We start from the raw sequence: 16,354 nt of genomic DNA on the forward strand, positions 1-16,354 counted from the left end.
GCCGGGCCGATCCGAACGGCAGACGGCCGCCCTGTCCGAACCGCTCACAATATTGTCCTGTTCAGAACATATTCCGCTCCGAACGGCCCTTATCCGCCCCCCAGTTGATACGGTGCGCTGGCTCGGCACTTGACGCGCGTTCAACTGACGCACGTACGTGCAGCCCCGGGGGAATTCCATGGACGACGACATATATGACGACATTCATGTGGTCAGAGCCAGTCTGGAGCGGGTCCGACGCCGGGCCGCTCATGTGGTCCGGTACTTCTACGCACATTTGTTCACCCACCATCCCGAGCTGCGCCCGCTGTTCCCAACCGCCATGGACGACCAGTACGACCGGCTGTTCACCGCCCTCGTCCATGTCGTGGAGCACCTCGGGCACCCGGGACTCCCCGCACATCTGGAGCTCCTGGGCCGCGACCACCGCAAGTTCGGGATTCTGGACGAGGACTACCGGGCGGTCGGCGAGAGCCTCGTCGCCGCGATAGGCCACCACAGCCCGGGTTCGTGGGACCGTCGCACCGAGGCGTCCTGGCAACGGGTCTACGACTACGCCGCCGGCGCCATGACCGGCGGGGCGCGCCGGTCCTCAGTCACCGGCGAGCCGGCCTGGTGGGAGGCGACCGTCTTGTCGCACCGGCTCCACGGCGATCACACGGCCGTCGTGCACGCTTCCGTGTCCGAGCCCTACCCCTGGCTCCCCGGCCAGTACGCGACGATCGAACACCCGGAGCTGCCGGGTGTGTGGCGGCCCTACTCGCTCGCGGGACGCCCGGGCGACAGCCATGTGCTCGAATTCCATGTAGGCCGCGTGCCGGACGGACAGCTCAGCAATGTGCTGTGCGACCGGACCGAGCCGGGCCAGGTGCTGCGGCTCGGCGCCGCCTCGGGTTCCGCGCTCACCCCGCCGCCCGACACCGGCGCCGTCACCCTCGTCGCCGCCGGCACGGGCTGGTCCCCGGTCAAGTCCGTTCTGGACGCACTGCTCTCCCGCAGGCCCGCACCCCGTATCCGTATCGACGTCGTGGCGCGCGGCGAGGCGCACTTCTACGACGGCGCCGCGCTCGACGACATCCTGCGCAAGCACCCCTGTCTGAGCGCCTATTGGTGGTACCAGGAACGCGGCGAGGGCCGGATGCGGGCCGCGGAACGGCTGCACACACATCTGCGGGAACGCCGGGACTGGGCCGACGAGACGGTCTATCTCTGCGGGCCGGTGATGTTCGTGCACGAGACCGCGGAGTTACTGCACGAATGCGGGCTGCCGGAGGGCGCACTCATCCGTGATCCGCTGCCCGCGTCGGTCAGAGCGCGCGGTCACGTCTCCCACGCGGAAGCCTTTCTCGACCCGCCGCCGGTGAACTGGATCGACCCGGACGCCCGCACCCGCCCGCTCGATCTCCCGCTCCCCCTGCCACAGAGCACGATCGGTCACTGACCGGCCGGCCCCGGACAGCGCGGCACCAACAGGCGCACCGCAGCGCCGGATACGGAATCCGGCGCCGCGGCAGGACCGGACGGGCTCATCTCAGGGGCGTCGCGCGACTCGCTGTTTCTCGAACTCACCGACCCAGTACTTCGTACGGTCGAGATATGCCGTCTCGGCCGCGGCGCCGGTCTTCCCGTATGCGCCCGAGTAGGTCTGATAGCCGTGCCCGGCAGGCGGGTCGGCCTTGGCGGGCTCGATGGAGCTGCCCTCGTGCCACTCGTTGAAGGACGTCACGGAGACCCATGCCGGGGAGCCGCCGATCGCCGGATCGAGCGCGTTGTTCCACTCCTTGTCGTAGGTGGCGCCGTTCGAACGGCCCAGTGTCGGTGTGGTGTTGCCGGGCACGGCACGGTCGTCGACATAGCCGGGCGCGACCGAGGGAGCCCAGATGAGGTTGTTCGCGCGGGCGTAGTCACCGGCCTGCTTCCAGCCGGGGGCGGTGGCCCCCGCGATGCCGTCGTAGGTGTAGAGACCGGAGAAGTGGGCGATCTTCGTCGTGTCGGTGGTCTGGGCGAGAACGATGCTGCTCGCCGTGACCTGGTCGAGCGCCGTCCAGTCGGCGATCCGCAGGTTCTCGAAGATGTAGAAGGCCGAGCGGTCGCCGTGGGCGGCGTCCCGGTAGAAGGCGGGGTGGCTGCCGTAGGTCGAGTTCAGGTAGCGGATGTCGTCGACGACGGACTGCGCGGTGCGCCCGGCGTACGGCTCGATGTGCCAGGCCACCTTGATCCCGTGTCGCTGGGCGGCATCCATGACCCGGCGGGCGATGCCGTCCTCGTAACCGCCGCGGCCCCACCAGCTGTAGACGAGCACGCCCGCACCCGACTGCGCCGTCCAGCGCATGTGCTGGTCCACCGCTCCGGCGGTGTCCCCGGAGTCGTACGGCCCGAGGGCCGGGTAGAGGTCGGCGCCGATGTCGTCGGGCGGGGTGCGGCCGCCCTGCTGCCAGTGCCGCCAGCTTCCCTGGCCCGCGGGCGTGCCGTACCAGGGGTAGTAGAAGAGGTGCACGTTCTGCGAGAGGGCCTCGGTCACGGGTGGCGCCGTCGCGAGGGTGAAGGTGTCGATGTCGAACAGGGCACCCGAGCCGCCGGTGAAGCGGAGGAAAAGGGGTCCGCTGCCGGTCGCGGTGAGGGTCGTGGAGACGGTGGTGAAGGTCTCCCAGCCGCCGGTCGGCGCGACGCGCACCGAGCCGAGCAGCGTGCCCGTCGCGGACCCCGCCCGTAGCTCGACGGTGCCGCCGGCTCCTGCCGAGGAGACCTTCGCGGTGAAGGTCCGGGCGCCGGCCGTGGCGACAGACGCGTAGCCCGCCCAGTCACCGTTCTCGATGTAGCCGAGCGTCTGGCCGCCGCTCGCGTTGCCGTGGGCCGCGGGCTGCACGCCCGACCCCGAGGTGTAGGACTCCCCCTCGACGGTCTTCGGCCCGGTACCGCCCCGCGGGCTGCAGTCGGCGGGGGCGGTGCCTGCCGCGTAGCGGATGCCGCCGAGCAGCAGCGAGCGGAACGCGGGGTCGGCGTACGACTCGGCGGTATGGCCGAGCCCGGTGTAGAACGAGCGTCCCGAACCCTGCGGATGGCACCAGGTGATGGGGTGGTCCCCGCCCATCTCGCCGCCGCTGTAGGAGGATTCGTCGAGACTCTGCAGGACGCGGACCCCGGCACGGGGGTTCGAGCGGTAGTTGTACCACTCGTCGGTCCGGCTCCAGTCGGCTCCGAGGTGGGCGGTCGCGGGATGCGACCGGTCCTCGGTCCTCACCGTGGCCCGCTGGATCGCGGGATGGCTCTGGAAGCGGGCGCCGACGAGCTGTTCGTAGTGCGGCCAGCCGTACTCGGTGTCGGCGGCCGCGTGGACGCCGAGGAAGCCGCCGCCCCCGTCGACGTACGACTGGAGCGCGTTCTGCTGCGCGTCGCCGAGCACGTCGCCCGTCGTGTTGAGGAAGACGACGGCTTCGTAGCCCGCGAGGTTGGAGGCGGTGAAGGCGGCACTGTCCTCGGTGGCGGTGACGGAGAAGTTGTCGGCGGTGCCGAGCGAGCGGACGGCGTCGATGCCGGCCGGGATGGAGTCGTGCCGGAAGCCGGCCGTCTTGGAGAACACGAGCACGTCGTAGTCGGCCGCGGCCGCGGTGGCGGGCATGGTCACTGCCCCGGCGAATCCGAGCGCCAGGGTGGCGAGTAACGCCAGGGAGCGGCGTCCGGGCGTGCGGTGGATGCGTTTCACGATGTCTCCTTCCACCCGTCAGCCGAGGGTGAAGGTGTCGATGTCGAGGAGGGAGCCGGACCCGCCGGTGAACCGGAGGAACAGGGGTCCGGTGCCCGTGGCGGTGAGCGTGGTGGAGACGGTGGTGAAGGTCTCCCAGCCGCCGGTCGGCGCGACCGCGACCGTGCCGAGCAGGGTGCCGGTGGCGGAGCCGGCGCGGATCTCGACGGTGCCGCCGGCTCCGCCGGACGACACCTTGGCGGAGAAGGTCTTCGCGCCGGCCGTGGCGACGGAGGCGTAGCCGGCCCAGTCACCGTTCTCGATGTAGCCGAGCGTCTGGCCGCCGCTCGCGTTGCCGTGGGCCGCGGGCTGCACGCCCGACCCGGAGGTGAACGCCTCACCTTCGACGGTCTTCGGTCCGGTGGGCGCGCCGGTGACGAAGGTGAACGCATCGACGTCGAAGAGGTTCCCCTGGCCCGTCACTCCCTTGAACACGAAGTACAGGGTGGTCGTGCCGGCAGGGGCGTTCGCCAGGTTCGTCGACACGTCGGTGAAGTTCTCCCAGCCACCGGTCGGCGCGACGGCCATACTGCCCAGCAGGGTGCCGGTCGGCGAGCCCGCCCTCACGTCGATGGTTCCGCCGACGCCGCCGGAGGAGACCCGGGCCGTCACGCTCCTGGCGTTCGACAGCGCGTACGGCTGGAAGGAGACCCAGTCCCCGTTGTCGGTGAAGCCGACCGTCTTGGCACCCTCGGCGGCCCCGTGGTCCGCCGTCTGGATACCGGACTGAGCACTGAAGTGCTCCGCCTGCCGATGCCTGGGCTGGAGGATGCGGACGCTGTGGGAGGTCAGTCCGCCGTTGTCGGTGTACTCGGCGTCGAAGACGCCGTAGAGGTTGGCGGCGCTGTCGTGCTCGCCGTCGGCCGGGACGGCGATGGAACCGGAGCAGCCGTTCTTCGAGGTGATCTGATGCCGGTGGCTGTCGTGGCCGAGCAGATAGGTGACCTTCACCTTGGCGCAGTCGACCGGCCCGTCGTCGGGATCGGTGACGGTGACGGCGAAGGGCACGGTGTCGCCGAAGGAGAACAGCGCTCCGTCCGCGGGAGTTGTCAGCGTGACGGTCGGTGCGGTGTTGCCCGCCGTGACGACGAGGCTCGCGGTTCCGGTCAGCCCCTCGGGGTCGCGTACGGTCAGCGTCGGCCGGTAGGTACCCGACGTCGTGTACGTGTGGCTGGGGTTGGCGGCCGTCGACGTCGTGCCGTCACCGAAGTTCCAGGAGTACGTCAGCGCTTTGCCCTCGGGGTCGGAACTGCCCTGCGAGGAGAAGGCGACCGTGAGCGGTGTGGGCCCGGATGTCTTGTCGACGGCGGCCTTGGCGATGGGGTTGCGGTTGCTGCCGCCGATGTACTCGATGCGGTACAGCGCCTGATTGCCGCTGCCTGAGCCGTAGTCGAGGACGTACAGGGCGCCGTCGGGTCCGAAGTCGGAGTCCATGACCTGCGTGCCGGTCCAGGGGAAGTCCTCGATCAGGCCGTACGAGCCGTCGGACTTGACCTCCACGGCCTTGATCCAGCGGCGTCCGTACTCGGAGGCGAAGTAGCGCCCGTCGAGCGACTGCGGGAACTTCACCGAGGAGTTGAGGCCCGCGTCGTACCGGTACACCTCACCACCCATGGGCGACTCGGAGCCGCTGCCGAACTCGGGCGGGGAGCCCGCGTCTCCGTACTTGATCCAACTGGACTTCGCAGCCGGGAGGGTGGCGAGTCCGGTGTTGCGGAAGGAGTTGTTGGCCGGTCCGCCGGCGCAGTTGTACTTGGCGGCGCCCGGTCCGCTCGGGAAGGTGTACTCGTTGTACGTCTCCGAGGCGGTGTTGGTGCCGGTGCAGTACGGCCACCCGTAGTTGCCGGGACCGGTGATGCGGTCGAACTCCACCTGGCCGCCGGGGCCCCGGTTGGGGTCGGTACCGCCGGCGTCGGGGCCGTAGTCGCCGAGGTAGACGACTCCGGTGGCACGGTCGACGGACATCCGGAACGGGTTGCGGAATCCCATCGCGTAGATCTCCGGCCGGGTCCTGGCGGTGCCGGGCGCGAAGAGGTTGCCGGCCGGGACGGTGTAACTGCCGTCGGGCTGCGGCGTGATCCGCAGGACCTTGCCACGCAGGTCGTTGGTGTTCCCGGAGGAGCGCTGGGCGTCGAACTGCGGGTTGCGGTCGGTCCGTTCGTCGATGGGGCTGTAGCCGCTGGACTCGAACGGGTTGGTGTCGTCGCCGGTGGTCAGATAGAGGTTCCCGGCAGCGTCGAAGTCGATGTCACCTCCGACATGGCAGCACTGTCCACGGTCGTTGGGGACTTCGAGGACGACCTTCTCGCTGGCGGGGTCGAGTGTGCCGTCGCTCCTGAGCGTGAACCGGGACAGATTCAGATGTCCCTTCCACCGCTCGAAGTCGGCGGCGGTGCCGGTGACCGGGGCGTCGCCGGCGGGGGTGCTCAGCTTGGGCGAGTAGTAGAGGTAGACCTGACGGTTGGCGGCGAAGCCGGGGTCGGCCGCCACGCCCTGGAGACCTTCCTCGTCATGGGTGTAGACGTCCAGTTTGCCGGCGACCTTGGTGTTGCCCGCGGGGTCCGTGTACCGGACCGTGCCGTCGCGCGCGGTGTGCAGGACGGAGCGGTCCGGAAGGACGGCGAGGGACATCGCCTCGCCCAGTTCGGCTGCCCCGTAGGCGAGTTGGACCTGCTGGTAGTCGGAGGGCGGGATGGCGGCCGGTGCTGCGGCAGCCGCGCCGGTCACGGGTGCGCCGGACAGCACCAGCGCGAGGGCGGCGAGTGGTGCCGCCCATGCCGAAAGACGGCGTAAGGACATGGAGGTTCCTTCCTGACCTGGTGGGGGTGCGTCAGGCAAGGCGCGCGACGGCATGCGTCCACCGTCAAGGGGCATACGGCCCTGCGGAGTTCTTGCATGGATCGCAAGATTCTTGTCTACCTCGTGCGAGTGTTTTGCATGTTCGCAACGCAATCGTAATTTGTCAAGGCTATGTCAAAATCACCGTTCCGACCCCCACCGTGTTTGTGGCGGTGGGGAGTTGGGGCGTCCAGGAGCGTTGCCGGAGCGCGGTGATCGTCCGGTCGGGGTGGAGGACCGTCCGCCCGGCCGGTGGCGCCGGTCCGGCACCTACACTCCCCTTCATGAGGATCACGACTGCTGCCATCACCGAGGACCTGGCCCCGAGTGGCGTGTTGCGGGCCTCGATCAATCTGGGCAACCCGGTACTGGCCCAGGGCACGCCGGAGGCGCCGTCCGGCATCACGGTCGACATCGCGCGTGAGGTCGGCAGGCGGCTGGGCGTCGCGGTGGAACTCCTCTGCTTCGACGCGGCGCGGAAGTCGTACGAGGCGATGACCTCGGGCCGCGCCGACCTGTGCTTCCTCGCCGTCGATCCCGCACGGGAGGCCGAAGTGGCCTTCACCGCCCCGTACGTCGTGATCGAGGGCGTGTACGCCGTCCCGCGCGACTCGGCCTTCACCTCGGCCGCCGACATCGACCGCCCCGGTGTGCGCATCGGAGTGAAGAAGGGATCGGCCTACGACCTCTTCCTCTCCCGCACGCTCCAGCACGCGACGGTGGTGCGCGCAGACGAGGGGACCGACGCGTTCCGCAGCGAGGGACTGGAGGTCGCGGCAGGCATCAGGCAGCCGATGACCGAGTTCGTCGCCGCGCATCCCGACGTGCGTCTGATCGAGGACCGGTTCATGCAGATCCAGCAGGCGGTGGGCACGACCGTCACCCGGCGGACCGAGACCGTCGAGTTCCTCCGGGAGCTCGTCGAGGATCTCAAAGCGCGCGGGTTCATCGCCGATGCGCTGCGCAGGGCGAACCAGGCGGACAGTCTGGTCGCCCCTCCCGCGTAGGCACGGTCCGCCAGGTGGCAGGCGGCCTCCGGGATTCACCTGATCGGCCGCGCCTGATGCCGCGCCCCGGGGGCACGCGGGGTTTGCACGGCCGGCAGTGACCGCAGCTCGGGGATGAGCGCGCCGTGCACGGCCTCTCGCGAGGGGCTCGTCGGCGGGCGGGGCGACGTTCTGCGTCGACCCCGCCCGGTCGGGGCACAGCGTGTGGCCGCCTTTCCGGTCGGTCGCGGGAAGGCGCGGCCGGTTCCGTGCGCGGCGGCCTTCACCCTGTCCGTGAGGAACGACGGCCCGCCCGGCTGAGCACCCACAGGGCGATGGAGCAGATGACCGCGAAGCCGATCGTCGCCCCCGTCGTGGCGCGCAATGTGCCCACCTGCACGGATGCCACCCCCACCACGACCACCGGCACGGAGAAGCCCGTGTAGGCGGCGGTGAACAGTGCGGCGGTCACACCGGCACGTGCTGCCGCGGGGGCGATGCGGTTCACGGTCGCCTGGCCGCCGATGAAGACCAGGCCCACAGCGGTGCCGCCCAGCACCGTGCCCACGAGGAAGGCGGGCAGACTGGCGTGCGCGAAGGCGAGCACGATCACCACGAGGCCCACCGGCAGCACCAGCAGTCCCCGGCCGAGGGCGCGCCGGTCGGGCAGTTCGCGTGCCCGGAGTTCGGCCGCCGCGGCGACGCCGAAGAGCAGGAACACGACGGCTCCGCCGAGCGCGTGGCTCGTCCAGTGCAGATCGTTGCCGAGGAAGGACGGGATCAGCCCGACGAAGAGGCCCAGGACGAAGAAGCCCGAGAACACCCCCATCGCCGCAGGGAGGAACTCCGTGCGGACCGCGGCCGGGAGGCGGATGTCGATACGGGGCACATAGCGCCGCTCCCGCCCGGTCACCGTCTCGGGAAGCAGGAGGAGCGCGAGCGCCGCGAGTGCGAGAAGTCCCAGATAGACCGCGTACACCAGGCGGGTGGGAGCCGGGGCGTACTCGCTCAGAATGCCGGAGAGCAGCGGGCCGAATCCGAGACCCAGCATGCTCGCGCAGGTCGCCGTCAGCGCGGCCCTGCGTGCGTTCCCCGTGGGCTCCAGCTCGCTGAGCCCCGCGGTCGCGGGCGCCACGACGAGACCGATGGCGAGACCGGAGACCCAGCGGGCCAGACAGAGCATGGCGACGTTCTCGGCCGCCAGGAACACCGCCGCGCTCGCCGCCATCAGCGCCAGCGCGGCTCCGATCACCGGCCGTCTGCCCAGGTGGTCCGACGCCCTGCCGAAGAAGAGGAGCGACATCAGCACGCCGACGGCGTACACGGCGAAGATCAGTGTCGTGAGGTCGGGCCGGAAGTGGAAGAGGGACTCGTAGACGACGTAGAGAGGGGCGGGGATGTTCGCCCCGGTGAGCACGATGACCAGGATTCCGGCCAGCAGCGCGAAGTCCCGGCGTCGGCGCCCGGCCGTCACGACCACGTCGGCCTCCTGGTCCGCTCCGAAAGGGATGGCGTCCGCCCGGCGCGGGCCCGACGCTTGAGGCGTCCTGTCCAGCATGACCACGCCGCGCCTGTGCCGCAAACGAACCAATAGGCACACGCAGGCATGACGTCCCCTACAGGACATACGGCGCATTGCGGTCGGTCTTCGTAGAGTCGGCCCATGGTTCCGGATCCGCCGCCGCTCACACCACAGCAGGGGGAGGCCGAGCCCGGCCGCCGTCGGCAGCACGTGGTGCTCGCGGCGACGAGTCTCGCCCTCGCCATGACGTTTCTGGACGAGACGGTCGTGGGCGTGGCGCTTCCGACGATCAGGGGCGACCTCGGGATGAGCGTCCCGCTCTCCCACTGGGTGCCCAACGCGTACATCCTCGCTTTCGCCGCCCTCGCCGCCGCGGGGGGCCGGTTCGGCGATCTCTTCGGGTCGCGGCGGATCTTCCTGCTCGGCACCCTGGGCTTCGCCGCCGCGTCGCTGTTCTGCGCGTTCGCCGAGAGCGGTGGAGCGCTGGTGGCGGCACGCGCTGTTCAGGGGGCCGCCGCGGCCGCCATGCTGCCCCAGACGATGGCGATCATCACGAACACGTTCCCGCCGGAGCGTCTGGGACGGGCGATCGGGATGTACGTCGGTACCGCGTCCGTCGCCCTGGCCGCGGGTCCGCTGGTGGGCGGGGTGCTCACCGAGGATCTCGGGTGGCGTTCGGTCTTCCTCCTGAACCTCGTTCCGGCGGCGGCCGTCCTCCTCCTGGCCTGGCGAACGGTGCCCCGGACGCCGCCCTCCCGGTCGCGGAGCGGCTTCGACACCTGCGGCATGGTGACCCTGGTCGCGGGCCTCGGCCTGGTGGTGACCGCGGTGATGGAGTCCGGCGGCCCCGGCCTGCCCACGACCGTCGTCCTCACCCTGCTCGCGGCCGGGCTGGTGCTGCTGTACGCCTTCGTCCGTGTCGAGACGCGGAACCGGGCGCCGCTGGTGGATCTGGACCTGCTCGCCGACCGGCGGTTTCTCGGTTCGGCGGTGCTGGTGCTCTGCGCGCAGTTCAGCTTTCTCGCCGCCGTCGTCTACGGCGCCGTCTATGTGCAGGACTCACTGGGGCTCAGCCCCGCGGTCGCCGGACTCGCCATGCTTCCGGCGATGGCTCCCACCGTGGCTCTGGCGCCGGCCACCGGGGCGCTGTCCCGCCGCTTCGGCGCCCGCCGCCTGACGGTGGCGGGTGCTGCGGGCGGAGCGCTCGGCTTCGCCCTCATGGGCGCGGCCGTGGGCAGTCACAGCTACGTGCCGTTCGGTGCCGCGCTGCTGGTGTGGGGCACCTCCATCCCGCTTGTCTACAACCCGGCCATGTCGGTCGCGATGGCGGCCCCGCCGGCCGGTCGGCGCGGCGGCGCGTCGGGGCTGCTCGAGACCTGTCTCCAGGTGGGCGGGACGCTCGGCACCGCGCTCGTGGGGGCGATGCTCGTGCGGGCCCACTCGGGGCCGCCGCCGCTGCCGGGCGAGGCCTTCGCCGGGGGCTTCTTCGTCACGGCCGGCGTCCTGGCCGCGGCGGCAGTCACCCAGACCCTGCTGCTGCGCGGGCGGGACTGAGGGACGCCCGCGCACCTCTCGTCGCCCCGGGTCCAGGCGCTGCGCGGACGGTACAGGCTTCCCGCCGCCTCCACCCCCGGGACGGCCCCGCACCGTCCACGCTTCGAGATCAAGACCGATATGCGAGACAAGTGATGATTTGGCCAATCCGTCCCACTGCCCGTGTCGAATACAGGTCAAGACGTCCGGCAGAGTCCGGCGTCGAGCCCATGGGCACCGGGTCGGGTGAAGTGCCGACCGGCTTGCCGTCCGTGCTCGATACGCCACCCGCCGTACGGATCGCACGCTCAACGCGTCGCGGGGGCGACGCCCGGGCCAGGCGCATGGGCCCGTAGCGGTCCGGCCGTCACGACCTTCCGAGGAGCTCGCATGGTGGGAAAGCCCGTTGAAGCACTGGCCCCCGGACCGACACCCGGCCCGGCACCCGGAACGGCGAAATCCGCCGTGGTCCGGAAAAACGGGTACGACACCGCCACCGTCCCCAGCGAACAGACTTCAGCAGTCCCGGCCGGGCAGACACCCACCGCGCCGGCCGAACTGTCCGCCGTCGGAACCGAGCAGATCCTCGCCGAGATGCTGGCCGACGTCGCGGGCCTCCCGGAGGTGTCGGCCGACAGCCACTTCTTCGACGAACTCGGCGCCGACTCACTGGTGATGGCACACTTCTGCGCCCGCATCAGAAAGCGGGCGGACCTGCCGTCGGTCTCCATGAAGGACGTCTACCGGAATCCGACGATCCACAGCCTCGCCACGGCGCTCACCGACGCACCACAGCCCTCCGCACCCGTCGAACCACCGCCTGCCCCCCTACCGGCAGCCCGGACGAGCCTGCGGGAGTACGTCCTGTGCGGCGCGCTGCAACTGCTCGCGTTCGTCGGCTACTCCTGCGTCATCGCGTACATCACCGCGCAGGGCTACGAGTGGATCTCCGCCGCGTCGGGAGTCGCCGACGTCTATCTGCGGTCGGTCGTGTTCGGCGCCGTCGGCTTCCTGGTGCTGTGCGCCCTTCCGGTCGTGGTGAAGTGGACGGTCATCGGCCGGTGGAAGCCGCGCGAGATCCGGGTCTGGAGCCTGGGATACGTACGCTTCTGGCTCGTCAAGACGCTGGTGCGGGCGAACCCGCTGGTGCTGTTCGTCGGGTCACCGCTCTACACCTTCTATCTGCGGCTGCTGGGAGCGAAGGTCGGCCGGGGTGTCGTGATCTTCTCCCGGAACATGCCGGTGTGCACCGACCTCTTCGCGGTCGGCGACGGAACCGTCATCCGCAAGGACTCGTTCTTCGCCTGCTACCGGGCCCACGCCGGCCGGATCCAGACGGGCCCGGTCACACTCGGGCGGGACGTGACCGTCAGCGAGGCGACCGTGCTCGACATCGGGAGCTCCATGGAGGACGGGGCCCAACTGGCCCACGCCTCCTCGCTGCACAGCGGACAGACCGTCCCAGCCGGAGAACACTGGCACGGGTCCCCCGCCGTCCCGGCCGACAGCGCGGTGGACTTCCGTGGAGTGGGACCGGCCGGCTGCGGTGTCCTGCGACGGGCCGTGCACAGCGTCCTTCAACTGCTGACAGCGCTGCTCGTCTACATGCCGCTCGCGGTGGGCGTCGTCGGCGTGATGTTCGCCGAGGTGCCCCAGTTCGCCGCGGCGTTGGAGCCCGGGCCCGCGGCGCTGACGAGCTGGACGTTCTACGTCGAGGCGCTGGTGGCCTCTGTCGTCCTCTTCTTCGGTGCCATACCCGTCGGCCTGCTGATCATGACCACGGTGCCCCGGCTGTTCAACCGCGCGATGACACCTGGCCGCGTCTATCCCCTGTACGGAATCCACTACGGGATGCACCGGGCGATCGTCCTCATCACCAACAGGAAATTCATGACCCGGCTGTTCGGCGACAGCTCCGCCATCGTCCACTATCTGCGGACGCTCGGGTACAGCCTCTCGCCGGTCGAACAGACCGGATCGAACTTCGGCACGGACGTGAAGCACGAAACGCCGTACATGAGTTCCGTCGGAACCGGGACGATGATCGCCGACGGCCTGTCGATGGTCAACGCCGACTTCTCGAACACATCCTTCAGCGTCTCCCGCACCTCGATCGGCCCCCACAACTTCCTCGGGAACAGGATCGCCTACCCGTCACGGGGCCGGACCGGCGACAACTGCCTGCTCGCCACGAAGGTGATGGTCCCCATCGACGGAACGGTCCGCGAAGGCGTCGGGCTGCTCGGCTCACCCAGCTTCGAGATCCCCCGATCCGTCCACCGGGACAGCACGTTCGACCAGCTCAAGAACGAACAGGAGCTGCCCGCCAACCTCGCCGCCAAGAGCAAGCACAACGTCGTCACCATGGTGCTGTATCTGCTGGTGCGGTGGTTCTACTTCACCTGGTTCACGCTCCTCGTCGCGGTGACCGCGGAGCTCTACACATCGCTCGGCGCGCTGTCGATCGCGCTGGGCAACGTCCTCCTCCTCCTGTCCGGCGCCGTGTACTACGTACTGGTCGAGCGGGCCGTCACCGCTCTGCACCCGCTGAGTCCGGTGTTCTGCTCGATCTACGACCGCCGCTTCTGGCGGCGTGAGCGGTACTGGAAGGTGCCCAACGAGACCTGGCTGCGCATCTACAACGGCACCCCGTACAAGAACCTGATCTGGCGGCTGCTGGGAGTCCGGCTCGGCCGCAGGGTCTTCGACGACGGCTGCTCGTTCACGGAGCGCCCCCTGGTCGCCGTCGGCGACCACTGCACGCTCAACGCGGGGAGCGTCCTCCAGTGCCACTCCCAGGAGGACGGCACGTTCAAGTCCGACCGCAGCAGCATCGGCGCCGGCTGCACGCTCGGGGTCGGCGCCTTCGTCCACTACGGCGTGACGGTGGGCGACGGCGCGGAGCTGGCCCCCGACTCCTTCCTCATGAAGGGCGAGGCAGTCCCGCAGAACGCCCGGTGGACCGGGAATCCGGCTCGGCCTGTCGGCCGGGACACCGGCGAGCAGGGGAGGTAGGAGTGATGGCAACGTCCACGCAGACCGACGCCGAGTTCTGGCGCGGGGTGCTCACCGCCGGCACCTTCACCGCGATCCCCCGCTGGTCGGGCGACCGCGTGCCGGGGACCGCCGAGTACCGGACGGCCGTACCGGACGAGCTGCTGGCATCGCTGCGCCGGTGGGCGGACGAGGCGGGCCTGCCACTGAGTTCGGTGCTGCTGGCCGCGCACGCCAAGGTGCTCGCGGCACTGTCCGGCGAGCAGGCGGTCGCGACGTACGTCCGCACGCCGGACGGCACGCCGCTGCCGTGCCGGCTGTCGACCGCGTCAGGCTCCTGGCGTGCGCTGATCGAGGACACCGACCGGGCGCAGACGGAGCTGCTGGCGCACCAGGACTTCCCCGTCGACGAGTTCAGGCGCGAGCTGGGTCTGGTTGAGCCGCTGCCCGAGACCCTCTTCGATCCGTACGGCGACGGCGACGGCGACGGCCGGGAGCGGGACACCGTACTGCGCGTGGCACTCCCCCACCACGGCGCCGGTCGCGGCCTGCGGCTGATGTACCGGACCGATGTGCTGGACGCCGAGTGCGCCGCCAGGATCGCCGGCTACCACCTCACCGCGCTCGCGCTCGTCGCCGCCGATCCGAACGCCGATCACGGGCGGCAGAGCCTGCTGTCCGCCGGGGAACTCCATCTCCAGCTCGACGGGCTCGCCGGACCCCACCGGGAGCTGCCGGACCGCCGGTTCCACGAACTGTTCGAAGAGCAGGTGCGGATCCGTCCGGACACGGTCGCCGCCGAACAGGGCGAGCGGCAGTGGACGTACGAGGAACTCAACACCCGCGCCAATCGCCTGGCGGGCGCCCTCCTGGCGCGCGGACTGCGCCGCCAGGACGTCGTCGCGGTCGTGACCGAGCGCAATCTCGACTGGATGGCGGCGGTGATCGCCGTCTTCAAGGCGGGCGGCGTCTATCTGCCCGTCGAACCGCACTTCCCCGCCGGCCGGATCGCCGCCATGCTCGACCGCGCCGCATGCCGGCTCGTCCTGACCGAACCCGGCAGCACCGCGACGCTCGACGAGGCGCTGGAGTCGCAGCGCCGAGAGTCGGGGGCCCGGGAGGCGGGGTCCGACGCATCGCAGCCCGGCCGGTCGGCGGCCGCAGAGTCGCGCTCCGGAGTTCAGACGCTCCTCATCGAGGCCGCCTACGCGGAGGACCACTCCGACGCCGACCCCGGTGTCCGCGTCGCGCCCGACCAGCTCGCCTACGTCTTCTTCACCTCCGGATCCACCGGTGAACCCAAGGGCGCGATGTGCGAGCACGCCGGCATGCTCAACCACCTCTACGCCAAGATCGACGACCTGGGCATCGACGAGGGAGATGTCGTCGCCCAGACCGCGCCCCAGTGCTTCGACATCTCCCTGTGGCAGTTGCTGGCGCCCGTGCTGGCCGGCGGGCGCACCCTGCTCGTCGGACAGGAAGCGGTCCTCGACGCCCGGCAGTTCCTCGACACCGTCGTCGACGGCCGGGTCGCCGTGCTCCAGGTCGTGCCGTCCTACCTCGACGCCGTGCTCTCCGCTCTGGAGCGCCACCCCCGCGAACTCCCGGACCTGCGACGGGTGTCGGTGACCGGCGAGGCGCTGAAGACGGAACTCGTCCAGCGCTGGTTCGCCGCGCAGCCGGGGATCGCACTGGTCAACGCCTACGGACTGACCGAGACCTCCGACGACACCAACCACGAGGTCATGGACCGGGCGCCGGACACCGACCGCGTACCGCTCGGCCGCCCCGTCAACAACGTGCACATCTACGTCGTCGACGAGCACCTCTCCCCGGTGCCGCTGGGGGCTCCCGGCGCCATCGTCTTCTCCGGCGTCTGCGTCGGCCGGGGCTACATCAACGACCCGGAACGCACCCGGCCCGCCTTCATGGAGGATCCGCACCGTCCCGGCCTGCGGCTGCACCGCGGCGGCGACTACGGCCGCTGGCTGCCCGGGGGAAAGCTGGAGTTCCTCGGCCGCCGGGACAGTCAGGTCAAGATCCGCGGCTTCCGGATCGAGATCGGCGAGATCGAGAACACCCTGCTGCGGGCACCCGGTGTCCGCGACGGTGCGGTCGTCATCACCCGATCCGCGGGCCGCAGTGCGCACCTGGTGGCGTTCTACTCCGGCCCCGGCCCGCTGGAGGCCGACGACCTGCGCCACCGGCTGAGCCGGTCACTGCCCCCGTACATGGTTCCGTCGTCCTTCCACTGGCAGGAGAGCCTGCCCCTGACCGCCAACGGCAAGATCGACAAGAAGGCGCTGACGGCCCTTGCCGAACAGCTCGACGCGGCCGGGCCGCCCGAGGCGACCGACAACGGCGACCGCGCACCGCAGACACCGACCGAACAGCGGCTGGCCGCGGCCTGGGCCCCGGTGCTCGGCGTACCGCAGGAGCGCGTCGGCCGGCTCGACCACTTCTTCGACCACGGCGGCACCTCGCTGACGGCGGTCAAGCTCGTGGTGTCCCTGGACCGCGTCGTCTCCCTCAAGGACATCACCCGTCACCCGGTCCTCGCCGACCTGGCCGCCCTCGTCGACGAACGAGCCGCGGCCGCCGATACCGCCGACGCCCCCTCCCCACGGAACTCGCCACTGCTGAGGCCTGTGCCGGTGCCGGACGGTCCACAGGACGGTGCCGTCTCCCGGCACGACCAACCCTCCGCCGCATCCGTCCGGCCCCCCGCCTGAAAGGAAG

The 16,354-nt window shown here is 70.5% G+C and carries 8 protein-coding genes; 5 read left to right on the forward strand and 3 right to left on the reverse strand.

Going from position 1 to position 16,354, the window contains the following annotated elements:
* Positions 1-178 precede the first annotated feature (178 nt).
* On the forward strand, positions 179-1,441 hold the full coding sequence (locus ACQPWZ_RS03820) for a globin domain-containing protein (protein WP_433570626.1): 1,263 nt from the start codon (positions 179-181) through the stop codon (positions 1,439-1,441).
* A 90-nt stretch (positions 1,442-1,531) separates the two neighbouring features.
* Here the strand turns inward: ACQPWZ_RS03820 and ACQPWZ_RS03825 are convergent, their stop codons facing one another.
* A complete protein-coding gene (locus tag ACQPWZ_RS03825) occupies positions 1,532-3,694 on the reverse strand; it encodes a ThuA domain-containing protein (RefSeq protein WP_433573763.1) in 2,163 nt (720 codons plus the stop codon).
* A 27-nt stretch (positions 3,695-3,721) separates the two neighbouring features.
* The gene (locus ACQPWZ_RS03830) at positions 3,722-6,541 is read right to left on the reverse strand and encodes a carbohydrate-binding protein (protein ID WP_433570627.1); all 2,820 of its coding nucleotides are present in this window, start codon (positions 6,539-6,541) and stop codon (positions 3,722-3,724) included.
* 323 nt (positions 6,542-6,864) lie between these two features.
* Here ACQPWZ_RS03830 and ACQPWZ_RS03835 point away from each other — a divergent pair, with 323 nt between their 5' ends.
* On the forward strand, positions 6,865-7,587 hold the full coding sequence (locus tag ACQPWZ_RS03835; RefSeq protein ID WP_433570628.1) for a transporter substrate-binding domain-containing protein: 723 nt from the start codon (positions 6,865-6,867) through the stop codon (positions 7,585-7,587).
* Between the two features lie 262 nt (positions 7,588-7,849).
* On the opposite strand, the gene ACQPWZ_RS03840 is transcribed toward ACQPWZ_RS03835, so the two are convergent.
* Complete coding sequence (locus tag ACQPWZ_RS03840) at positions 7,850-9,046, reverse strand: MFS transporter (protein WP_433570629.1); 1,197 nt, start codon at positions 9,044-9,046, stop codon at positions 7,850-7,852.
* Between the two features lie 183 nt (positions 9,047-9,229).
* Between ACQPWZ_RS03840 and ACQPWZ_RS03845 the strand changes: the two genes are divergently transcribed.
* From ACQPWZ_RS03845 to ACQPWZ_RS03855, 3 genes are all read left to right on the forward strand, one after another.
* Positions 9,230-10,642, forward strand: a complete 1,413-nt coding sequence (locus tag ACQPWZ_RS03845; RefSeq protein WP_433570630.1) for an MFS transporter — start codon at positions 9,230-9,232, stop codon at positions 10,640-10,642.
* Positions 10,643-11,011: 369 nt separating this feature from the next.
* On the forward strand, positions 11,012-13,636 hold the full coding sequence (locus ACQPWZ_RS03850; RefSeq protein WP_433570631.1) for a Pls/PosA family non-ribosomal peptide synthetase: 2,625 nt from the start codon (positions 11,012-11,014) through the stop codon (positions 13,634-13,636).
* 5 nt (positions 13,637-13,641) lie between these two features.
* The gene (locus ACQPWZ_RS03855; RefSeq protein WP_433570632.1) at positions 13,642-16,347 is read left to right on the forward strand and encodes a non-ribosomal peptide synthetase; all 2,706 of its coding nucleotides are present in this window, start codon (positions 13,642-13,644) and stop codon (positions 16,345-16,347) included.
* Positions 16,348-16,354 lie beyond the last annotated feature (7 nt).

This window comes from Streptomyces sp. CA-251247 (assembly GCF_050952975.1).
Lineage (GTDB): Bacteria > Actinomycetota > Actinomycetes > Streptomycetales > Streptomycetaceae > Streptomyces > Streptomyces achmelvichensis.